This is a genomic window from Vibrio tapetis subsp. quintayensis, assembly GCF_030409945.1.
Taxonomy (GTDB): Bacteria; Pseudomonadota; Gammaproteobacteria; order Enterobacterales; family Vibrionaceae; genus Vibrio; species Vibrio quintayensis.
Genome location: NZ_JAUFQV010000001.1, coordinates 56,410 through 79,605, shown reverse-complemented (window position 1 = coordinate 79,605; position 23,196 = coordinate 56,410). Strand labels below are relative to the sequence as shown.

The 23,196-nt window shown below is 43.4% G+C and carries 21 protein-coding genes; 13 read left to right on the top strand and 8 right to left on the bottom strand.

What is annotated here, in order from left to right; all coding sequences use genetic code 11:
* Nucleotides 1–106 precede the first annotated feature (106 nt).
* From QWZ04_RS00365 to secF, 3 genes are all read left to right on the top strand, one after another.
* Nucleotides 107–655, top strand: coding sequence for a hypothetical protein (locus QWZ04_RS00365; protein ID WP_290323910.1), 549 nt, complete (start codon nt 107–109; stop codon nt 653–655).
* 208 nt (nt 656–863) lie between these two features.
* Nucleotides 864–2,654, top strand: coding sequence for a protein translocase subunit SecD (secD, locus tag QWZ04_RS00360; protein WP_290323976.1), 1,791 nt, complete (start codon nt 864–866; stop codon nt 2,652–2,654).
* Between the two features lie 14 nt (nt 2,655–2,668).
* Entirely contained in the window at nt 2,669–3,568 is a 900-nt protein-coding gene (secF, locus tag QWZ04_RS00355; RefSeq protein ID WP_290323974.1) for a protein translocase subunit SecF, read from the top strand.
* A 179-nt stretch (nt 3,569–3,747) separates the two neighbouring features.
* Here the strand turns inward: secF and QWZ04_RS00350 are convergent, their stop codons facing one another.
* From QWZ04_RS00350 to napF, 6 genes are all read right to left on the bottom strand, one after another.
* Nucleotides 3,748–3,876: a TIGR02808 family protein gene (locus QWZ04_RS00350; protein ID WP_102524141.1), complete on the bottom strand. Its 129-nt coding sequence runs from the start codon at nt 3,874–3,876 to the stop codon at nt 3,748–3,750.
* Between the two features lie 15 nt (nt 3,877–3,891).
* Nucleotides 3,892–4,464 (bottom strand): NapC/NirT family cytochrome c, encoded by a 573-nt coding sequence (locus QWZ04_RS00345; protein WP_102524140.1) that lies wholly within the window; start codon nt 4,462–4,464, stop codon nt 3,892–3,894.
* Between the two features lie 30 nt (nt 4,465–4,494).
* Entirely contained in the window at nt 4,495–4,953 is a 459-nt protein-coding gene (locus QWZ04_RS00340) for a nitrate reductase cytochrome c-type subunit (RefSeq protein WP_290323902.1), read from the bottom strand.
* Between the two features lie 74 nt (nt 4,954–5,027).
* A complete protein-coding gene (gene napA, locus QWZ04_RS00335; protein ID WP_290323900.1) occupies nt 5,028–7,517 on the bottom strand; it encodes a periplasmic nitrate reductase subunit alpha in 2,490 nt (829 codons plus the stop codon).
* Between the two features lie 33 nt (nt 7,518–7,550).
* Nucleotides 7,551–7,805: a chaperone NapD gene (locus QWZ04_RS00330; RefSeq protein WP_290323898.1), complete on the bottom strand. Its 255-nt coding sequence runs from the start codon at nt 7,803–7,805 to the stop codon at nt 7,551–7,553.
* 12 nt (nt 7,806–7,817) lie between these two features.
* Nucleotides 7,818–8,309 carry a ferredoxin-type protein NapF gene (napF, locus tag QWZ04_RS00325; RefSeq protein ID WP_290323895.1) on the bottom strand — a complete coding sequence of 164 codons (492 nt, stop codon included), beginning with the start codon at nt 8,307–8,309 and terminating at the stop codon, nt 7,818–7,820.
* A gap of 433 nt (nt 8,310–8,742) precedes the next feature.
* On the opposite strand from napF, the gene narQ reads away from it, so the two are divergent.
* The 4 genes from narQ (at nt 8,743) to QWZ04_RS00305 (ending at nt 14,920) form a co-directional block, all read left to right on the top strand.
* Nucleotides 8,743–10,467: a nitrate/nitrite two-component system sensor histidine kinase NarQ gene (gene narQ / locus QWZ04_RS00320; protein WP_290323893.1), complete on the top strand. Its 1,725-nt coding sequence runs from the start codon at nt 8,743–8,745 to the stop codon at nt 10,465–10,467.
* On the top strand, nt 10,454–11,089 hold the full coding sequence (locus QWZ04_RS00315; protein WP_290323891.1) for a response regulator: 636 nt from the start codon (nt 10,454–10,456) through the stop codon (nt 11,087–11,089). Before narQ ends, QWZ04_RS00315 begins: the two co-directional genes overlap by 14 nt.
* Before the next feature lie 153 nt (nt 11,090–11,242).
* Nucleotides 11,243–12,343, top strand: coding sequence for an autoinducer 2-binding periplasmic protein LuxP (locus QWZ04_RS00310; RefSeq protein ID WP_290323889.1), 1,101 nt, complete (start codon nt 11,243–11,245; stop codon nt 12,341–12,343).
* A 9-nt stretch (nt 12,344–12,352) separates the two neighbouring features.
* Complete coding sequence (locus QWZ04_RS00305) at nt 12,353–14,920, top strand: LuxQ periplasmic sensor domain-containing protein (RefSeq protein WP_290323887.1); 2,568 nt, start codon at nt 12,353–12,355, stop codon at nt 14,918–14,920.
* Nucleotides 14,921–15,070: 150 nt separating this feature from the next.
* Here QWZ04_RS00305 and QWZ04_RS00300 read toward each other — a convergent pair whose 3' ends face one another.
* Both QWZ04_RS00300 and QWZ04_RS00295 read right to left on the bottom strand, forming a co-directional pair.
* Nucleotides 15,071–16,348: a hydroxymethylglutaryl-CoA reductase gene (locus tag QWZ04_RS00300; RefSeq protein WP_290323885.1), complete on the bottom strand. Its 1,278-nt coding sequence runs from the start codon at nt 16,346–16,348 to the stop codon at nt 15,071–15,073.
* A gap of 206 nt (nt 16,349–16,554) precedes the next feature.
* Nucleotides 16,555–17,469 carry a DMT family transporter gene (locus QWZ04_RS00295; RefSeq protein ID WP_290323883.1) on the bottom strand — a complete coding sequence of 305 codons (915 nt, stop codon included), beginning with the start codon at nt 17,467–17,469 and terminating at the stop codon, nt 16,555–16,557.
* Nucleotides 17,470–17,628: 159 nt separating this feature from the next.
* Here QWZ04_RS00295 and QWZ04_RS00290 point away from each other — a divergent pair, with 159 nt between their 5' ends.
* The 6 genes from QWZ04_RS00290 to QWZ04_RS00265 all read left to right on the top strand — a co-directional run bounded on the left by QWZ04_RS00290 (nt 17,629) and on the right by QWZ04_RS00265 (nt 23,193).
* Entirely contained in the window at nt 17,629–18,114 is a 486-nt protein-coding gene (locus tag QWZ04_RS00290; RefSeq protein ID WP_290323881.1) for a MarR family winged helix-turn-helix transcriptional regulator, read from the top strand.
* Nucleotides 18,115–18,581: 467 nt separating this feature from the next.
* Nucleotides 18,582–19,475, top strand: a complete 894-nt coding sequence (locus QWZ04_RS00285) for a hypothetical protein (protein WP_290323879.1) — start codon at nt 18,582–18,584, stop codon at nt 19,473–19,475.
* Between the two features lie 62 nt (nt 19,476–19,537).
* Entirely contained in the window at nt 19,538–20,710 is a 1,173-nt protein-coding gene (locus tag QWZ04_RS00280) for a DUF5692 family protein (protein ID WP_290323877.1), read from the top strand.
* A gap of 118 nt (nt 20,711–20,828) precedes the next feature.
* Nucleotides 20,829–21,701: a hypothetical protein gene (locus QWZ04_RS00275; protein WP_290323875.1), complete on the top strand. Its 873-nt coding sequence runs from the start codon at nt 20,829–20,831 to the stop codon at nt 21,699–21,701.
* A gap of 123 nt (nt 21,702–21,824) precedes the next feature.
* Nucleotides 21,825–22,406, top strand: coding sequence for a chalcone isomerase family protein (locus QWZ04_RS00270; RefSeq protein ID WP_290323873.1), 582 nt, complete (start codon nt 21,825–21,827; stop codon nt 22,404–22,406).
* Nucleotides 22,407–22,617: 211 nt separating this feature from the next.
* On the top strand, nt 22,618–23,193 hold the full coding sequence (locus QWZ04_RS00265) for a HupE/UreJ family protein (RefSeq protein WP_290323871.1): 576 nt from the start codon (nt 22,618–22,620) through the stop codon (nt 23,191–23,193).
* Nucleotides 23,194–23,196: the final 3 nt, after the last annotated feature.

The following is a 23,196-nucleotide window of genomic DNA, read 5'->3' as shown; positions in this document are numbered from 1 at the left end:
CAACCGTTTGGCTCAACGCCGATTGTTAGTTTTTATATCTTTTTAGTTGTGCAATGGATAACGCAGGAATATTATTCAAGCCTGTTTAACCCTTTATGTGGTTTGTATGTTTCGTTCGTATTTTGTTAGGACTCTGCTGTTAACTCTTGCGCTATTTAGTGTGAGTGTTTTTGCGGTACCTGCAAGTAATTCGTATGCGAGCATTTCAAGCTATGGACTAGCAGTGAATGAGGCAGAGCTTGCTTCTGTACATTCAGTTGTTGATGACTTTGACAACGAGCATGCCACACAGAATATCCTCGTAGGGGAGTTTCCTGATGACTTTACGGGGCAGTGCCAAGTAGGTCTCCTTAATACACAGTCAAAAAATGGCCCGTTAAACAATCAGACTCAACAGACTGAATCGCCAACTCGGCTAGCTGCGATTTTCCGTGGTCAGCTAGGCGCAACGGAATTTGAATGTTTGTACAATCATGAGCCTAATTTTGAAGTGGTTGATGATTTCTCTGCGCCGGTTGCCACTGTGGCCGCTAGTTTTTACATCACGCCTCAGATTAACCCATTTAATTATCAAGCGAGCATCTCATCACGCTACCGCTTGTCTGGTTGGAAAGAAAGCAACGCGCTTTATGTCCACCTTAACGCTCACCCCTAGACAACATCCCGCTTAAAAATCTATTTAATTTGAATTAGTGCGCAGTTATGCGCGATTTATCTTGGCTTCCATTAAGTCGAGAGGGGTTACTATGTCTTCGAAAAAACAGTCTTCAATAAAGCAGTCTAAAGAAAGAAAAGCTTCAAAAAGCAGGTCTCAATCTCGTGTCTCTAAAACGCTGGGCCGCAATGGCACCGGTGTGAAAAGAATGAATTACTTTGCTCCGTGGAAATACGCCGTTTTGCTTGTCACTATTGTGTTACTTACGCTAAGTGCGATTCCAACTTGGTATGGTGATAAACCTGCGATTCAGATCCGTTACGACCAAACTGTACCAACCGTTAAACAAACAGCAGCGCTTCTAAAAGCACATGATATCGAGCCAACCAGCATTACTACGGCAGGAGAAAATTCGACCATTGTTTTTGAATCTGAGAACGATCAAAGTGTTGCTCGCGGCTTGTTATCGGACTCTTTAGAAAAGGACGATCAAATCACCTTTTCTTATGTGTCTGTCGCACCAAGCTGGATGCAAAACATGGGCTTTGAACCGATAAAACTTGGGTTGGACTTACGTGGCGGTGTGCAATTTCTTTTGGATGTGGATATCAACCAAGCATTTTCTGAAAAGCGCGACAGTATTGTCGACGAGCTTAAACAGCAAGTGAGATATGACCGATTACGTGGTGTTGTGGTTAAGGCCTCTGGTAACGATGGCATTCAAGTGGATACGCGTGATAGCAGCAACTTAAGTGGTTTACGTAAATTCATTAGCACGAGTTACCCAAACTGGGTAATAAAGCACAGCGGCTCGTCTTTGTCGGTGACCCCCGATCCGAAAGAAGTTCAAGAGTTTACCCTGCTAACGCTTCAACAAAACCTGAAAATCATGCGTGATCGTATTGAAGAGTTAGGCATTACAGAAGCATTGGTTCAAAGACAAGGTGAACACAGTATTCGTATTGAACTACCGGGCGTTCAAGACCCAGCACAAGCGAAACAAGTAATTGGCGCTACGGCGAGCTTGGCGTTCCATGAAGCGAAGTCTGAATCTGACCCTCGTTCTATTCGTGACATTACCGTGTTAGATGGCAATGGCCTTCCTGTGAAGCTAAATAAAACCCCAGTCATAACCGGTGAGCACATTGTGGATGCGCGAGCCAGCCGAGATGAAATGGGCAGAGGGCAGGTGAATATTTCACTGGATCATGCTGGTGGCAAAATCATGAGTGACTTTTCGGGTAAACACATCGGTAAGCCAATGGCGACCGTGTACCGAGAATACAAAGTGGATGCGAAAGGCGGTAGCGCTCGCTTTGATAAAGTGATCAGTGTTGCGACCATTCAGTCTCAACTGGGCACGCAGTTTAGAATTACGGGTTCAGGTTCCGTTGAAGAGTCTCAACAATTGGCACTATTGCTAAGGGCTGGGTCATTAACGGCTCCGGTGACTATCGTAGAAGAGCGTACGATTGGTGCGTCACTGGGTGCTGAAAACATCAGTAATGGCTTTGCGGCATTGGCGTTGGGTTTGGGCCTTACTTTAACCTTTATGGCGTTTTGGTATCGCCGTTTAGGCTGGGTTGCAAACATTGCGTTACTTGCCAACATGTTATGCCTACTTGGGTTGATTGCTTTAGTACCAGGAGCGGTGTTGACGTTACCTGGCATTGCAGGGTTAGTGTTGACCGTTGGTATGGCGGTAGACACTAACGTGCTTATTTTTGAGCGGATAAAAGACAAAATGGCAGAAGGGCGCAGCTTTGCCCAGTCTATCGACTCTGGCTTTGACAGTGCATTGAGTACCATTATGGATGCAAATATAACAACCATGATAACGGCCGTTGTTCTGTATTCAATGGGGAATGGCCCCATACAAGGGTTTGCGTTGACGTTAGGGCTTGGTTTGTTAACCAGCATGTTCACGGGCATTTTCGCTTCTCGATCCATCATCAATCTAATTTGGGGTAGAGATGCCCGTCGCGACGTAAGGGTGTAACTGCTATGACTTCAATTAAAAGTGCAATGAAAAATAACATCCGTAAAATTCGCTACATTACCAGCTGGCTTTCACTGGCCTTGATGCTTGCATCGGTTGTGTTTATTGGGCTGCGTGGCATCAACTTAGGCTTGGATTTTACTGGCGGTGTGGTGACAGAGGTTCAACTAAATTCAACGATAAGCAGCAATCAAATCAGTGAACAACTGAATACGATTTCGGAACATTCTGTCACCGTGACTAAGGGCGGGCAAGACGGACGTTGGATCTTACGTTATCCAACATCTAGCGATGTGCAACCACAACAAATTGAGCAGCAACTTCAAGTGGTGTCATCGGATGTAAAGGTCATCAGTAATAGCATTGTAGGTGCGCAAGTAGGGCAGGATTTAATTGACCAAGGTGGTCTTGCGATGCTTATTTGCATGCTGTGCATTTTGGGTTATTTGTGTATCCGCTTTGAATGGCGATTAGCGTGCGGTTCGCTAGTGGCATTGCTCCATGATGTGGTACTGGTGTTGGGATTTTTTGCGGCCACTCAAATGGAATTCAACCTAACAGTGTTCGCTGCGATATTGGCGATACTGGGCTACTCACTGAATGATTCAATCATCATTGCCGATAGAATCCGTGAGCTATTGGTCTCAAAGCCCAACACAAGCATTGAAGTGAACAATGACAACGCGGTGCTCGCGACGTTCTCTCGTACGATGGTGACATCTGGCACGACTCTGATAACGGTTGGGTCACTTTGGTTACTTGGAGGCGATGCGTTATCGGCGTTTGCTACGGCGATGTTCATTGGTATTTTATCGGGAACTTGGTCTTCTATATCTATTGGTACGGTGTTACCAGAGTGGTTGAAGCTGGATTCAAAGCACTACATGGCGGTACCAATAGATGATGCGCCTTAACGGGGTAAGCTAATGATTTTTCGGGTCAGCTAACGATGAAGCAGACTAGTGGAGGCTGGTCCAACTCACTGATATATAAAATAAAAACGCCACCTATTGCTAGGTGGCGTTTTCTTTTGAGGTATCCGTCTTACTCAGACTTCAAGTTTGTCTTGGTCTAGCGCTGGTTTGGTTACCAATTAGCTGTCTTTACCTAACGACAGTAACCAAATCGAGACAGCCGCAACTCCGGCAAATCCAGCCAGAATGATGACAGGCATTGCTGAATAACCAAGAACATGCCAGATAACCGACTCTAATGTGCTCATCTTTTTGCTCCTTAATTACCAGCCTTCAACGCCTTTCATGTCAGGCAGTTTGTGTGCGATGCCTTTATGACAATCTACACACGTCTTGTCGCCAGACGCGAGTGCGGTTGAGTGTTGCTTAACACTACGTGGCCCTTGCTCTGAGAAATCCATAAAGTCGAATTCATGACAATTACGACATTCTTGCGAGTCGTTGCCTTTCATTCGATGCCATTCTCGGTTTGCAAGATAGGCACGTCTTTCTTGGAACTTCTCTTCCGTGCTGATTGTACCCATAGCGAATGCAACCAGCTCTTTTGAAGCTTGGACCTTACGGATGATTTTGTCTGTCCAGTTATGTGGAACGTGACAATCCGAACAAATTGCTCTCACACCAGAACGGTTCGAGTAGTGAATCGTTTCTTGGATTTCTTTAACAATTGGCGCGTGACAACCTGAACAGAATTCTTCGCTGTTGGTTGCTTCCATACCGGTGTTAAAGGCACCCCAGAATAGAAGACCACCGGCGAACCCCATGAAAAGCACAACACCAACGGCGGCTTTACTTGGTGACTTCAATCGAGTCCAGAACGCTTTTAATAGTTTCATAAATAGCCTCTCTTGATAATTTGGCTATTGCTAGCGCAACGAGTCAACACGCTCAAACTCATTTTCAACCAATGGTTTGGCATCTGCTTGAGGTACGTGACACTGCAAACAGAAGTAGCGGCGAGGTGAAACGTCAGACAACACTTGATCTTCGCGGTTCATGTAGTGAGTTACGCTGATCTTAGTTGCGCCCATTTCTTTCGCGTTCTTCCAGCTGTGACACGCTAGACATTTGTTTGCGTTTAATGAAACTTCGTAGTTGCGAATTGAGTGAGGTACCAATGGTGGTTGGTACACGTAATCACTTTCCAGTGTCGCGTTGTCTTTAGGGTAACGTTTAAAATCGTCTGCTGCGCGTGTTGTTTCAAGTTCACTCACACCACGTAATGATTCAACACCACCAATGCCACCAGGGTTATCAAGCTCGGCGTATGCACTGCCTGCTAGTAAACTACCGACAGACAAAAGGGCGATAAGGAATTTTTTCATGTTTAAATCTCCGCCTTATGGCTAATTCTTCTCACGGGCCATCAAGTTTGATAGCCCGATCATCTGACTAACAGTTATGCAATCTTAGTGATCTTAACCGGACATTTCTTAAAGTCGGTCTGCTTAGAAAGCGGATCTGTTGCATCCAAAATGAGTTTGTTAATCAAGATGCGCGCATCAAAGAATGGAACAAACACCAGTCCTTTTGGTGGACGGTTACGGCCACGAGTTTCAACTCGAACGCGTACTTCGCCACGTTTGTTTGCCATCAAGACTTCGTCACCACGGCGTAAGCCACGAGATTTAGCGTCTTCTGGGTGGAGATAACACAATGCATCAGGAACGGCTTTATACAGCTCAGGTACACGACGTGTCATGGTGCCTGTATGCCAGTGCTCAAGAACACGGCCAGTACATAACCAGAGATCAAATTCTTCATTTGGCACTTCTGGTGGCGCTTCGTATGGCGCTGAAATAATAAGAGCTTTACCGTCTGGCTTACCGTAGAACTCAAAGCCAGCGCCTTTCTTAACGTATGGGTCAGAACCTTCAGCAAAACGCCATAGTGTTTCTTTACCATCGATAACAGGCCAACGTAGACCACGAACTGTGTGATAAACATCGTAAGGAGCTAAATCGTGACCATGGTCACGACCAAACGTTGCGTATTCTTCGAATAGACCTTTTTGTACGTAGTAACCAAAGTGGTGAGATTCATCGTTCAGTTCTTGTACTTCTGAAACAGGGAATTTGTCTACTTGGCCGTTAGCGTACAATACGTCGTACATGGTTTTGCCACGGTACTCAGGCATTTTAGCGAGTAGCTCTTCTGTCCAAACTTCTTCAATTTTGAAGCGTTTAGAGAACTCCATTAGCTGCCATAAATCTGACTTAGCGTCACCAACGGTTTTCACTTGCTGGTACCAAGCTTGAGTACGACGTTCAGCGTTACCGTACGCACCTTCTTTTTCTACCCACATTGCTGTTGGTAAGATAAGGTCAGACGCTTGCGCGGTTGCTGTTGGGTATGGGTCAGAACAAACGATGAAGTTTTCTGGATTACGGTAACCAGGAAGACGTTCGCCGTTGATGTTCGGGCCAGCTTGCATGTTGTTGTTACATTGGATCCAGTAAGCATTCATTTTGCCGTCTTTCAACATACGGTCTTGAAGTACTGCGTGGTAACCTGGCTTCGGTGGAATAGTGCCTTCTGGCAATTTCCAAATACTTTCAGCAAGTTTACGGTGCTTAGGATTCGCTACAACCATGTCTGCTGGTAGACGGTGTGAGAATGTACCTACTTCACGAGCAGTACCACACGCTGACGGTTGGCCAGTTAGAGAGAACGGGCTGTTACCCGGAGTTGCGATTTTGCCCAATAGCAAGTGGATGTTGTAAACAAGGCTGTTCATCCAAACACCACGAGTGTGTTGGTTCATGCCCATAGTCCACAGTGACATTACTTTCGTATTTGGATCTGCGTACTGCTTAGCAAGGGTAATCAGCTTCTCTACTGGGACACCTGAAATTTCAGATGCTTTTTCAGCTGTGTATGGCGCTACAGAGGCTTTGTATTCTTCAAAAGTAATGCCAGTCATTTTACCTGAGTTGGCATTTTTCGCTGCGACTTGAAGAGGGTGCTCGTCACGTAGGCCGTAACCGATATCGGTAGCGGTTTGCTTGAAGTTGGTGTGCTTGTTAACGAAGTCCCAGTTTACTGCATCGTTTTGAATGATGTAGTTTGCAATGAAGTTTGCAATGGCAAGGTCACTTTGCGGTTCGAAGATATAACCTTCGTCTGCAAGTTCAAAAGAACGATGCTGATAAGTCGAAAGAACGTTTACTTTAACATGTGGGTGACTTAAGCGACGGTCAGTAATGCGAGTCCATAACACTGGGTGCATCTCAGCCATGTTTGAGCCCCAAAGCACAAATACGTCTGCGTGTTCAAAATCGTCGTAACAGCCCATTGGCTCATCGATACCAAAGGTACGCATGAATCCACCTACAGCAGAAGCCATACAGTGACGTGCGTTAGGGTCGATGTTGTTTGAACGGAAACCTGCTTTCATCAATTTAGATGCTGCGTAGCCTTCCATTACTGTCCATTGGCCTGAACCAAACATACCTACACCAGAAGGGCCGTTTTTCTTTAGAGCTTCTTTCCATTTTTCAGCCATAACATCAAAAGCGGTGTCCCAAGAAACAGGAGCAAAATCACCATTTTTGTCGTATTTGCCGTCAGTCATACGAAGGAGAGGCGTCTCTAGACGATCTTTACCGTACATGATTTTAGAAAGGAAGTAGCCTTTAATACAGTTTAGGCCTTTATTTACTGGTGCTTTTGGATCGCCTTGAGTCGCGACTACGCGACCATCTTGAGTTCCAATTAAAACTGAACAGCCAGTACCACAAAAGCGACAAGCGGCCTTGTCCCATTTGATTTTTGTTTCGTCTGAGCTCGCGATAAGATTGGTTGCCTTCGCGGGTAAGGTGATCCCCGCAACTGCTGCTGCTGATGCAGCCGCGTTTGCTTTAACAAACGCTCTTCTCGTCATTTTCATACATCACCCTCGGGTTACATTTTCCAGTGTTTTTTAATCTAAGTCCGTTTCAATTTGGTGGTAAACCAAAGCGGTGCTTAGTACATGTTCTAGGTTATTAATTTTGTCTATGGTATCGGTCACATAACCTTGATTTTCTGTTTCCATTACCACGATAAGTTTGCCTTCTTCACTTTCCCCATAAATCTCAGCGCCCGGATAAGAGACAATTTTAGATTTAGTTTCAGCGAGATGGTCCGGTTTTACGTGGACTATCAAACTGGAAATGTGGACTTCATTTAGTCCCATAGTTTTCTCTTTTTATTTATTGTTTATTTTGATACTGCGTGTTGGGCATACTGCTACACATGCTCCGCAACCAGTACATTCATCTTGGCTCAACATCGGCTTTGCTACGCTACCCACATTGAGCTGAAATTTAATTGCTGCTACTTCACATTGCTCACCGCATGTTCTGCAGTCGATGCCATTTAAAGACAAACATTTGTTATCGATTTCAGCGCGGTATTGCCAAGGCTTTTCGGTTTGAGCTAAAAATAGATTTTCGGGGCAAACATCGGCACATTTTCCACAAAAGGTGCATTCGTCTACATGAAAGTCTACCTCTGGGTAACCGCCTTCACCTTTCACAATGATATTGGTTTCGCAAACTTCTAGGCATTTCCCACAGCGTGTGCAACCATCCAAAAAAGCAGATTCTGTTTTCAACCATGGCATCCGTAATGGTGCTGAGGTATCGATGTTTGCTTTAGGACTTCGGCTGAATAATCGACGACGCGCAATATCTACCAATTTAAACCCCAAATTAACAACTAATTGATAATGATTGTTATTATCTTTATGTGTCGTACGTTGTTAATAATTAAATATATTCTGTATAACTCTAGTTTAATTTTTGGTATTCGCTAATAAATACCCCTAAAGAGGTAAATAAATGTGATACTTGCGCTAGATCAATTTATACGGCAGATATGGCTCACATATTAATCAACTATTTACCGCTAATTTTTTTACAATGTTTCATAAATTGTTTGGATATACGACTTGTCTTATATTCCTCTTTTCTAAGCTTAATAAAATAATATTCTCACTTGCTATCTGTTGCTCAGATACTGACCGTAAAAGCTCCTTGCCGCTGGTTGCTTCACAGTTTTTGCGCGAATTAGCTTGGACTGAGGTTGCTAGGCAGTACACTGTCATAAATCCGTTTCAATAAGGCTCGTTTGTGCGCATTAATCCACGTAGACCGGTGACGAGTACTGTTGCTCGTGCCATGTTTTTGATTCTACTTTTGTCTGTTATCACAACTGGTTTCGCACTTTTTACTCTTGCATCCAGCTTGAGTGATGCTGAAGCGGTCAATGTCTCTGGTTCTATGAGAATGCAAAGCTATCGTCTTGCATACGACATCCAAGGTGAGTCTGCGTTATATGAGCATCATATTGAACAATTTGATCACTCGCTGTACTCGCCAACGATGAAAGATTTGTTGGAGTGGGATGTACCGGATGAGATCACGTATCACTATTTGGCGCTGATCAAACGGTGGGAGGTGCTGTCTGAGTTGTTGAAAGGATCTGACCGAGAACACTACATTTTGCAAGTGGCTGACTTTGTCGAACAAATCGATCGATTCGTTTTGGAGTTGCAGCGTCATTCTGAAAAAAAGCTGATCGTATTGGGTTGGGTGGCAGGCTTAGGGTTAGGTGGCATTCTTATTGTTTCTTTGTTTGTGGTGCACTTCGTCCGCAAAGAAATCGTGAGGCCGTTACGTCTGTTTGCCAAAGCCAGTGAACAAATTAAAAATCGGAATTTTGATATAGAAATTGGCATCGATGGCCATACCGAATTGAGCATGCTAGCCAAAACATTTAACGCAATGACAGCGGATTTAGGCAATCTGTATCGTGGGTTAGAAAAGGCCGTTGATGAAAAAACCCATCGCTTACAACATGCAAATCAATCTCTTAAAGTACTATACGACTGTTCGCAGCAATTGAGTGTCAGCCATTTATCCACTGAACATTTTCAATCGATTCTTAATTACCTATCGAGTTTGGAGGGTATTAAGGCGGTACGATTAACGGTGGGGAAGAGCAATGGTGGTGAATTTAATTTGTCATCAGGTGAACTCAGTCATGACACCTGGCATCAGATGGCTTTGTCTTTAGATGGCGAGTGGCTTGGCTCACTGGAATGGCAGGCTGAGTTACCTTGCCCAGATCAAGCGTTGATCAACAATGTTGCCCAAATTTTGGCAAGAGGCATTTATTATAACCGAGCGCAGAAACAAACAGAGCAATTGTTGCTGATGGAAGAAAGGGCGACTATTGCCCGTGAATTGCACGACTCGATTGCTCAGTCTCTTTCTTATCTAAAAATTCAGGTGGCCTTGCTTAAAAGGCAAGTTGCTACGGATTGCAAAACTGATGACTGTAATGGGGCGAGACAAGCAATTGGTGACATCGACCTAGGGCTTTCTACGGCTTATACGCAACTGCGCGAGTTATTAAGCACGTTCCGCTTAACGATTAAAGAAGCAGACTTTGGCGAAGCGTTGACGCAATTGTTGGTTCCGTTAGAAGAACAAACGCCCGCTGCAATCCGTATCAAGAATCACTTGTCTTCGATCCAACTGAGATCGAATCATCAAGTACATCTTCTTCAATTGATTCGTGAAGCCGTGTTGAATGCGGTAAAACACGCCGATGCCAATTCTATTTGTGTGGAGTGTGTTAATCACCAGCAAGAAATCCATGTCAAAATCGTCGATGATGGCAAAGGGTTTGATACAAGCAGCAACAAACTTAATCATTACGGCTTAAGCATTATGCATGAAAGGGCGTCACGCTTAGGCGGTAAGTTATCCATCCAGAGTGAAATCGGTTCTGGATGCAAAATTCATTTAGTATTTACTAACCGACAAGAGGCAGAAAATGGCGCAGCATAGAGTGTTAGTCGTTGATGATCATCCATTAATGAGGAGAGGCATTACGCAGTTACTAAATTTTGAGCCAGAATTTGAAGTCGTGGCGGAGGCAAGTAATGGGGCCGATGCACTGGCATTGGCCAATAAGTTGGAGCCCGACTTAATCTTACTCGACCTGAACATGAAGGGCATGTCGGGGCTCGATACGCTTAAAGCGATGAGAAACGAGTCAGTAGAAGGAATGATTGTTATCCTCACGGTATCGGATAACCCATCGGATATCGACGCTCTAGTTAAAGCTGGTGCAGATGGGTACCTATTGAAAGATACAGAACCTGATGAGTTGATTGGTCTGATTAAAAGTGCACTAGATGGGCATGAAAGCTATAGCGAATTAGTAAAGAAGTATTTGGAAACCCGAGACGACAAACCATCGCTTTCTGAATTACTCACTGAACGAGAGATGCAAATTTTAACGGAAGTTGCTAAAGGTTTTCGTAATAAACAAATAGCAGAACGATTATTTATTTCTGAATCAACCGTTAAAGTTCACATGAAAAGTCTGCTGAAAAAATTAGAAGTACCATCTCGAACAGCAGCTACGATTATTTATTTAGAACATTTTGGTAGCGATATGAAGTAAGGTTAATATGGTTGTAAGATGTCGTTGACTGGATTATTGGCGAATATTGGTGTAACGCTGAGCAGTTAAACGAGCTGTGTGATTTTATGCTACATCTTTCTCTTATTATCAACTATATTAATAACATATCACCTTTTTACGGGTAAAAATTTTATGAAATGGCAAGGAAAGCTCTTAGGCGTGTTGGCGTTGCTAATGCCAACGATTGCCTCCAGTAGCCAGTTACTTTCTGGCTTCTGGGAGTATCAGGAATTTTTATCCGAGTTTCCCGATGAGCAAGTGCTAACGCAACAGTTGGCCCGTGCTGTTCGTCATGATGCAATTCCGCTTGAAAACAAACAAAAAAAGCCTATCACCATTTCTGTTGTATACCCGGGAGAGCAGATTTCCGACTACTGGCGAAGAAATATTAAGGCGTTCAGTCTACGGATGGATGAATTGGGCATTGAATACAAAATAGATCAAGTATTTACCCGTCCAACGATCGATATTCGCCAGCAAAGTGTCTCTTTGATGGAAGCGCTGCATAAGAAAAGTGACTATCTCATCTTTACTCTTGATACTACGCGTCACCGTAAGTTCATTGAACATGTGTTGGCTAATCGAGACACTAAACTGATTTTGCAAAACATAACCACCCCGGTGAAAGCATGGCAGAATAACCAACCATTTTTATATGTGGGTTTTGATCATGCGACAGGCAGCAGAGAGTTGGCGAAGCAGTTTCGTCAGCAATACGATCAGGAAAGCAATTATTCTGTGTTGTATTTTTCTCAGGGCTACATCAGTGAGATGCGCGGAGATACCTTTATCTCTGCAATGGACAACGCCGACATTAAGTACAATTTAAAGTCTTCATACTATACTAAGGCAACACGACAAAGTGGTTATGATGCTGCGATTGCCGCCGTTAAAGCCAACCAAGACCTTCAATTTATTTACGTTTGCTCTACTGATGTCGCGTTAGGTGCAAGTGACGCATTAACTGAACTAGGCCGTACCGATATTTCCATTAATGGCTGGGGAGGAGGTTCGGCTGAACTTGATGCGCTGGTGGAGGGTGATCTAGACTTAACGGTCATGCGGATGAACGATGACACCGGTGTAGCAATGGCTGAAGCGATCAAACTTGATATTGAAGGAAAGCCCGTCCCTACGGTGTATTCAGGTGAATTCGAAGTCTTGACGAGCAGTGAAAGCGCCACGAAACTATACGGCTTGAAACTTAAAGCCTTTAGATATTCTGATAGATAAGCTGAATTAATGCACTTTAAGAAGAAACATAAACTTGCCACCTTATTGATTCGTTTTATTATCTTGATTTTTGGGATATTGATGATGGGCGTTGTGCTGTTTAGCTATCAGTGGTCATCGAAAATTATCCAGCAAGAAGTTGAACGGACTTCTTCTCAAGCATCTAGCCTAATTCAGCACTTGTTCGACTACAAACTTATGACGATGCAGTCTCACCAAGACAGCAATGCCATGAGTTTAACGCTACAAAATTTATTAGAAAACGGTGCCGAGCGCGAGCTCGATTTCTTCTTTTTAGATGTGGAACAAAGTGATCCCGTCAATTCTCCCGACTTTAGGTTCGTCACCGAGTTAAATGGCGACATCCGCTGGAGTGACGGCAACAGTTATTTCTATGGCCTCACCGACGATAGCTTGATTGAATTTGCCAAGAGCACTAATACGAACAGCTTTTGGTTTTTTAAACATGAATCAAGCATTATGGGAATGCGTGATATTTTGCTGCGTCGTTCGCCAATCATCAGTACCAAAAACGGGCAGCTTTTAGGGTACTTGCACGTGGCAATGGTACTGAACAATAATTTTTCTTTGATAGAGCAGATGAAAGAAGCGTCAAATAGTGACGGCATTATTCTTCTTTCGGGTAACAATGCGGTTGCCTCTTCTATCTATGAAGATGATCCGCTTTATGAGTGGGTCTTGCAGGCCAAAGACGGTAACGTTGACGTTCATTTTAAAAACTACCTATTTAATATCACCGATATCAAGATCCACGAGGTGACTACGCCGTTAAGTGTGGCGATTGTACAAAACAATTCGACGGTTCAATCCTTGGAAGAAAGCTATAAGGTAGGTCTTAGTATTTCTTTGGTCATCATGCTTTGTTTAGCCTTGGTGATCCGTCAGATCATTCAACGCATCATCAATACTGAGCTGAGCAGTTTGATGGAGTATGCTCGCAGTGCCAGTGACCACCATCATGACTTGAAGTTTCAAGGGTCAAGTATCTACGAATTTGAACACGTCGGTACGGCGCTTGAAGGAGCATTTAGCGCAATAAAAGAAAAAGATAAGTCATTCCAAGATTTGTTTAACTTTTCTTTGTCGCCCATCATCGTGTGGGGAATCGATGGCCAAATCATGAAAATGAACCCTGCGGCTCATAAAGCATTGATGCTTGAAGAATCCGATGGTGCATTAGAGGCATTCCAACGAAAAGTATCCTTATATCTTACACTGGTGATGAACGGCGAGACCGCAATGGGTGTGAATATACCGATTGAAAATAAGATCTTCCGTTGGAATTTGTCGTCAATAGAAATGGACTCTGGAATCGACTCTATCATTGGACAAGGTCAAGACATTACGGCGTTAATCGAGGCTGAAAAACAAAGTAATTTGGCTCGCTTAGAGGCGGAAAGTTCGGCCAATGCACGTGCTGATTTTCTTGCCAAGATGAGTCATGAAATTCGTACGCCACTCAATGCTATTTTGGGGGTGTCGCAACTGCTTAAGCACTCGTTGACCCATACCAAAAATAAAGAACAAGTTGATTTACTTTATCGAAGTGGCGAACACTTATTGACTGTACTAAATGATGTGTTGGATTTTTCTAAAATTGAGCAAGGAAAATTGCACATCGAAACCAGCGACTTTGTTTTCTCTCGCTTTGTTCAGCCTTTGGTCAACATCCACCAACAGTTATGCATCAATAAACAATTGGAATTCAGTGTGATCAATGATATTCCACTGAACACTGTCATTTGTGCCGATCAAGTACGACTTAATCAGGTTATCCTAAATTTGTTGAGTAATGCCATTAAATTCACTAGTTTGGGAAGCATCAAACTTCATTTTTATTTTGCAGAACCAAACACTGATAAGGTAACGAGAAACAATGTTCAATCGCTGTGTGTTGTCGTACAAGACACCGGTATTGGGTTAACAGGCGAGAGTATTCAGTCGATGTTCGAACCGTTTACTCAAGCGGAAAGAACCACTACAAGAGAGTTTGGTGGCAGTGGTTTAGGGCTTGCGATTGTTAAAAACCTACTTGATATGATGGGCGGCGATATTCAAGTAGAAAGTGCATTAGGACAGGGCTCCGAGTTTACGATGACCATTCCCGTTACTGTCTCGAAGAACGCAATGTTAGATGCAGTCAAAGAAGAAACGAAACACAATTACGATTTGTTTGTTCAGTCGCAGCGAGTTCTCTTGGTTGAAGACAACAAGAGTAATGCCTATATCGCTCAAGCGTTTTGCAGTAAATACAATATGGAGACGGATTGGGTTGAAGATGGCGTGGCGGCTATCGAGAAGCTAAAGACTGTTTCGTATGATTTGATTTTAATGGATAATCAAATGCCGAATATGGATGGGGTGGAGGCCACTCGGATCATTCGTCGCGAGTTGGGTATTGCAACGCCGATATTCGCCTGTACAGCGGATGCATTTGAATCCACTAAACAAGCGTTCATGGATGCAGGGGCAAACTACATTATTGTTAAGCCGATAAAAGAGCAGCCGTTATTCGAGGCGTTGAGTTTCTACAAATCGAAATTCTTGCCAAAGTAGCTAGCGTGATGAATTAGTTAGCTATTACAGTTGTATAGCTAACTAAAGTGACAAGCTTGATGCTATTACTTTATCGAACTAAAGCTTTATCGAACTTGAGCTTTATCGAATTAGTGTTGCATCGAGTTATTGCATTACCGAACGAGGGCATTATCGAGCTAGCTTGTGATGCGCCTTAGAAAAATGACCCGCACAAAAAGCCCCTACAATCGACAGCTCTCCAGCTAGACAGATAGCAGCACACACCTCAGCCAGCGCTTGAGATTTCCCAGAACCTGATAGCCCCATTAAATCCAAACTTGCTTTTTGGCTTGGTAAACCAGTACCGCCGCCGACGGTTCCAACCATCAGGTTTGGCATGGTGACGCTGGTATACAATTCGTTTTGGGGTGTTAATTCCATACGTGTTAAGCCAATGGCAGACTCAGCCACGCATGCGGCATCTTGACCTGTGGCGATATAGAAAGCGGCCAATGCATTGGCATAATGCGCATTGATGCCGATGGTCCCACTTAACAACCCACCAGAAGTTGTCATCTTGCCAAATCGAACCATTTCTTCTGGGGTTGTGTGTAAGTACTTTTTCACTAGCTCAGCAGACAAAGTGACTTCGGCTGAGACCTTTTTTCCTCTTACACCGCGCATAGTGTGGGCATTGGCTTTTTTATCGCCAGATAAGTTACCGTCTAATACCGCGAATACTGGGTCGATCGGGCTGTGTTCTAAAATGAACTCAAACACTGTGCTGGTTGCTATGGTCACCATATTTTGACCACTCGCGTCGCCAGTGGTGTATTCAAATACCAGATAAACGTAATTGCCCTCAATGTTGACGTTGATGTCTTTGAGCTTGCCATGACGGGTGGTGGATTCAGCGAGTTGCTTAAACGTGTCGTATTGAGTGACAACCCATGCCACAAATTGCCCTGCTTGGGCGAGGCCATTGAAAGCAAACCCAGGTGTTCGGGTTACCCCTTCGTTTAGTAGCATAGCGCTAGCACCACCAGCGGCTGTAATTAGTTGTGATCCTCTATGGTACGAGGCGACAAGCGCTGCTTCGGTTGTCGCAAGGGGAATGTGATAATCGCCTCTAGCGTGCAATCCATTCACTCGTAAAGGGCCAGCAACGCCAACCGGCAATTTAACTGTTCCGATGAAGTTCTCGATGTTCTTACTAAACACATCCATATTGTTTAGCGTATGAGCGTCTAATAGCTCCGACTTAGCGTTATTGGTATCCTGAACGCTGATGTTACCAAGGATTTGCCAGCGTTTTTCTACCGTTTTGGCGCTGAGAAATGGAGACCGCGGTAGTTTGTTTGCTACAGATTCATGAACCGGCGCGAGCTTTTGTTCAAGCGTACTTGATGATTGCTCACAGGTGAGCTCAGAGGGTTGATGGCTCAAGTTAAGGTTCAGTTTAGGCATAACGTCATATATAAGGAGATCAGGGTGCTCGATTTTACCGTTCAGCCTACAGAAAACAAGCGCTAGACAAACACCGTTACACTAATCCGAGGAGCTTATGGTGTAAGTGATTGAGTTGGCTCCGCTTCAATCACTTATCATTCGTTTTCGTTATGTGTTTAACATGGTTATCAATGTACTTTCTGGTTGATACTCTAATCATGATATTACGTTTTACTGGGTTCGCTTTTTAGGTTGCGTGAAGAAGCTATATAACGCTTTCGGATAATCATGATGCTTTGTGGGGCAAGCGATAGCAAAATCATTCCCAACATTAATGCGTACTGCGACACTGAAAATGCATTCCCCATCAGTAACATGCCACCAAGAATACCGGCTATTGGGTTAGCGATGCCGCCAAACGTAAAATCCACAACGGACATACGTTGTAGCAGCCATACGTACATACCATAGCCAAGGGCAGTATTGAACCCAATAACCCAGAGTAGGCCGATGAAGTTTCGACTATCAAACGAACTGAGGGCTTCGCGATAGGAATCAGGTGCGAAGAGGCTGTGAACCAGGGCCGCGATGCTTAAAAAGATGCCACCTAAAATTAGTTGCCATGTCAGTACCGTCCACCAATGGATTTTGGTGCCGAGAGACTTCGTGATGCTGCTGCCTACAACAATGCACATTATGGCTAACAGCATGGCAATTAGGCCTATGGGATCAAGTGAAATAGAACTAGGATCGAATAGCAGCCATGCTAGGCTAATGATGCCAAAGCCGCATACAGCTTGAATTAGGTTGGGTCTTATTTTCTTGACTATCCATAGGTACAACATGGCAAAGACTGGCACTGAAATCATACCAACACCAGAAATAGCCGATGGTAACGTCAGTGCCATGACAAAAATGAGACTAAAAAATAAGGCTATATTAACGAGACCAAGTTTTGCAAGCGTAGGTAGGTACTGTCTATTTGGTAGTGATGGTTTTATGACTAACAATATAAGACCAGCGGGCAGAGCGCGCAGTGCCCCGAGCAATAAAGGAGGCCAATCATGTAACGTATATTGTGTGACAGAATAAGTCGTGCCCCAAAAAAAGGCCGGGATCATCGCGAGCAGTATATTCATATTAATTATCTTTACGTGAAGTTATGTCTGAACTGTACGCTTAAAAAAAACACAAGTAAAGTATCTTTATGTCGAGATACTTTTGGTTAATACACTTTATCTGAAGTGAGTTTATGCTAAAGTACTAATAAGAAAGCACTAACTTCTAGGTCAAAACTCATGGATGCAGTAGATAAAATTATTGGGCAATGGGCAATTGAAAAACCAGAGCTTGAAACAAAACCGATGGCGTTAATTGGGCGTTTACTTCGTCTGTCCAAACACATTGAAACGAAGTTGAGCGAATTTCATAAAAGTTATGATTTAAAAATGGGTGAGTTCGATGTATTGGCAACACTGAGAAGAAGTGGGTCTCCTTACCGCTTAACACCATCAGCCTTAATGAATACTATGATGCTAACCTCTGGTGCCATGACCAATCGCTTAGACAAACTAGAATCTAAAGGGTTGATCATTCGCAGTCACAGCAAAGAAGATCGCCGTAGTGTCTCGGTTGAATTATCGAAAGATGGATACGAATTGATCGATGATATGATGAAGAACTATGTTCAAATTCAGCAAGAGTTGGTGTCCGATTTGTCTTTAGAATCGTCTAGGGAACTAGATCAATATTTAAAGCTATGGCTAAACCAATTTGAAAAGTAATCAACAAATACATTGACGGGGATCTCTTAACTTCCCGTAGTGTCACTTTTTACCCCATGCCTCAGCACTTCACTTATTCCGCTTCGTGAAGTGCGACTTCATCTCGATTCTATAGCCTTACGCTAATCACAGCATAGTTAGTTGTTAAGTCTATTTACCTAAATAAACGTCAATAATTAGCCTAACATCATGTCAGATTCAATCAGATAAGCATTAAGTATTACAAAATGTGGTTTATCTGACCGCTATGCCCACCGTAATGAGACAAAGTTCACGATTTATAAACAAAACCAATACCCACAATTTTAATGGGATTGTTTTATGAGCTGGAGCACATAAAAGATCACAGTTCAGATCTAGAGTAATAGCTCTAGTTTAGAGTAATTGGTCTAATTTAAAGTTATTACTCTAACTCTGCGATAGCGGAGATAAACGAATTTTACATGTTGATAAACTTTGGAGGGGCTATGGAAATTCCCATGATGCAATATGTTGTTTCGATGAGTGGTTACATTTTAATTCTACTCGTTTTGGTTGAAGCAATGCGACGAACGCCGAGGCTGACCGCAGCCTTTTGGTTACTTTCACTACTTACCGCACCGATGTGGGCTGAACATTTGGATGGTTGGTTCCGTTGGGTCAAAACGGTCAGTGTTTTAATTCCAACTGCAATTGTGGTTGGGGGAGCGAGGTTAGCGTGGCTCTATCACGATAACCCAAATAGAGTGTTAAAGTTTTTTAGAGGCGATTGGGTTCTAAAAGTACTTTACGCTGTATTGTTCTTGAATATTGCCGAAGCGACGGCAAAAGATTTCGCCACAGCAAATTATATGAATGCAATTTGCGGTGTTATTTTGTGTATTACCATTCCGTTCCCTAGATATAAAAATGGGAAAAGAAATTACTGGATAATAAGTAAAGATTCACCACATGACTTATTGTTCTACTCAACAGCGGCATGGAACTTCCTATACACCACATGGAATTTGGCATTCGTATTTGGAGAGAACCCTGGTTACTTCGCATCTTCATTCTGTATTCTAATGGCTGCGGAACTTTACCCACTAATTAAAGGAAGACCAGAGCTATACGTAATAGCACGAGTTTATACACTGGCTTTCCATATATTAATTCGCGCAAATGGCGATATCTTTACGCCAATAATGGATTCCTCAAGTTGGGCAAATGACAACGTCCTTTATTACTGGGGTGTGGCGAACTTAGCTATGCACGTTCCGTTTGTTATTTGGTATTTCTACAAGAAACAAAAAAGCGAAACCGGCGAGCCACCATTTGGCAAAAATGCACCACCAGAAACCGATCAAAGTCCTATGCACTTAGCCAAACCGGTTAACGCATAGAAGCGAAAATTAGTGGTGCTCTTTAATTGGGCACCCATAGATAACCAACGAGAGTATCGATTATGAAGCTCATAAATCAAAAATTCGTAAGCATGCTGATGGCCGTTGTGCTTATGTGCGTGGGTTTTGTTGGCAGTGTTTCTGCCAATGAACAATCCAGTGCAATCACCCCTGCCGGAGAAATTTGGCAAGGAACACGGGATGGAAAACCAGGCGAAGGTAGCTTGTTTTATCGCTTAGAGTTTGGTGTGGATGACAGTGTGTTGGTCACCAAGCAATCTGGCGGTTTTAATAAAACCGAGACCCAACGTTGGGCGCAACAAGGTGACGTGATCACCATCTCAAGTATTCCGGGAGATGAAATTACGGACTTTGATGGTGCCACAATCAAAGTACTGGATTCAGAGCAATTTCGTTTCACTCTTGAAGACGATGGGTTCAATATTCACAAGTGGTATCAATACCGTGCAATCATGCACGTATTGTTTGTGTTGTTTGGTCTGATGTTATTGAACGAAGTGTGTCGTCGCAATAAAAACCTTAACTATCTGTTCTGGTTCGTGTTGCCTATCGTGTTGATTCCACTGTGGTCAAGCTATGGAGTAACATACTGGTTTAAATGGATAAAGTTATACTCAGTTGTTGGTGCTGCTGCGTTATTTACCCTTATACGATTTACCAAAGTCGGGGATATGAAATGGGCTAAGTTCGGTGCAGCGGCCTTCCTAGCCATTAATATTTCTGAAGCTGTTATGCAAGATTTCAGCATGGGCAATATGGCTAACATATTGAACGCAATTGGTGGGGTGTTATCCATCATAACCTTAACTGGATGGGCGAAAATCGCAGCAGATAAGAGTAAAGAGCGTGACATGGTGTGGCCCGCAATGACGGCTTTCTGGATCATCGCTTACGATGTTTGGAATATCGTTTTTGTTTACCTTAACTTTCCAGGGTCAGCAACCGCGCAAATGATGGTGTTAATTGCAGCAACGCTACCTGCAATGTTTATTAAGAAAGGCACATGGCTACAAGCACGAGCATTTACTCTGGCTGGTTCGTTTATGTATTACTTCAGCTGTCCGTTTATGTACGAAAGTAATGTCGTGATGATGCCTCGTAATGATGAATTAATGTTATTGGCAGGTCTTGCGAGCTTTATTATTAACGCGGCCTACGCATATGTATTCTTCAGTGGTAAATGGAAAATGAGCAGAATTAAATCACCTGCTTAGTATTGAATAATCCGAACAATTCAATTCGGCAATAAATATAATTTAAAAATCAACTTCAGTATCAATGCTAATAACAATATTTTTAGTCCAAATTTTAACGAATTAAATAGGTAGTAATATGAAAAATAGCACTCTTGCAATGGCAATTACTTTGTCTATGGCTCCTGCACTTGTTAATGCAGCAGAAGAAAAGAAAAGCGATATCGATATGTCAAACCCTACTGATGTATATACGTCAGTTGGTGTTTCTTATGGCAATGAAGGAATGAACTTAAAAGGGCAATTAATGTTGTCTGAAACAAAGGGAGATTCTGGGCAAAAAACAGGGATCATCTTTGAAGCAAAAAATGTATTCAATGAGGGTGATAAGTCAGCGAAGTTTTCAGGCACAGTCAACCACCCAGTTGCTGGATTAGTACCGACTTTCAATGATGAAAAAAGTGAGCGCTCTTACCGTTTACGCTTTGGTACCATCAATACCACTAACGGCACTGGTTGGTCGATAGATGCATCCATTGGTGACCACCCATTCTACGGCACGATGACCGCCGTTCAAGCGGGCCCGGTCATGACCATTCCGGTTACTGATAATTTCTACATTTTCCCGGTTTTGTATGTGGGTGGCGTAATTGTTGAAGACAACTTAGACATGTTGGCAAGTTCGTCACTTGGTTCTAATGCGGGAGCGCTCGGGCTAAGAAGTAGCGGCGTTGACGTTGCCTCTTTGATCATGACGGGTATGGCGTATGCACGTTATACGATTAATGATAACTGGTGGGTGTTGGGTAGCGCACGTTATACCGGTGCAATACAAGGCAAAAACTGGAGTGATGATGTACTAAAAGGCGGCATGCAAATGGCGAATGTTGAAGGCGAGATTTCTGTCGCGTACCAAATTAACAGCCACCAGAATCTTCGTATGAACTACAAAACCGATGATAGTGATGATACGGATGATAGCTACTGGTTGGAATACAACTACGCATTTTAGGATATTTCATTAATACCGTGTTCGGCGCTAATGCATTTGAACCTATCCACTGCTCTCCCTCGGATGGAATGTATTGGCGCCAACCTCCTATTTCAATTATCAAGAACAAGACAGGACAGTGGGATGAAAAAGAAAACTCTACTCGTAAGTGCAATGTGTTTGATGGCGTCTGCCGCGATGACATCCACTGCTATCGCTGAAACCAAAGTATCGGGCGTTAGCATTCCAGACACCATTGATTTGCAAGGCTCACAAATGGTCTTTAATGGCGCTGGTGTAAGAAGCAAGTTCTTTATGGATCTTTACGTAGGTTCGTTGTTTACGCCAAAAGTGATGTCGAATGCGACCGAGGTTATTGCAGTTCAAGAGCCCGTTGCGATTCGACTCAATATTACCTCTGGCATGATCACGTCAGAAAAAATGACGGAAGCAGTATACGACGGTTTCAAGTTGGCGATGAACGGTGATATTTCTCCGATAAAGGAAAGTGTTGATACCTTCATTACGGCCTTTTCGGAGCCAATTCAAGAAGGGGATCAATTCACATTTTTGAGTGTGCCGACCAAAGGCATTGTCGCGTTTAAAAACGGTGAGGAGCTGACGGTTACATCCGGTGAGCAATTCCGACGTGCTGTCTTGTCAATTTGGTTAGGAGATAAACCAACAGACAGCGATCTCAAAGAAGACATGCTTGACCACTCATAACATTAGGCTCACAGGTGGGCACTTGATGCAAATCGGTGTTCATCTGTTTTATTGACTTTATTTTTAGCCTTAATACGACGAGACAGATAGCGAAACACATTGAGATAGAAAATCTGAGTTCAAACCAATATCAGAGTTAAAACCAATAAACACCGTCCATCGAAATGAATGACTGGGGTTATTGGTTTTAACTTTAATTAAGGAAAGCGACATGAAAAAGAGCAGTATTCAAGCGTTAGCAATAACGGCGGTTTTCACCCCTCAATTGGCGTTGGCCCACGTTGGCGACCATGGTCTTATCAATTCATTCTCACAGGGTTTTTTGCATCCTATCTTTGGTTTGGACCATCTATTGGTGTTACTCGCGATGGGTGTCGTGGCGCAGCAAGCGGCGAGCAAAAAGGGTAAGGCTTTAATTGTGCTTGGTGTAATTGGCAGTATGTTCTTAGGCACAATGGTTGGGAAAATTGCAGGAGCGGTCAGCGGCTTGGAATTCTTGATCCTTGGTTCGGCATTTGTTGCAGCAGGCACAATTTGGAAAGCACGTAATAGCAGCAGCGCGTTAACAAACGCACTGATGAGCCTGTCTATTAGCCTTGTATTATTTCATGGTTGGGCTCATGGCGCAGAATTACACGGCGCTGCCCTCATGCAGTTTATTCCCGGCATGCTATTAAGCTCGTCTTTACTTTTGTTTGTCGGATATCAATCTGCCACTTTCATTCCGAAAAAAGTCATCGCTGGCATCGTCGCTTCAAGTGGTTTGTTTTTAGCACTTTTAGGTTAATCA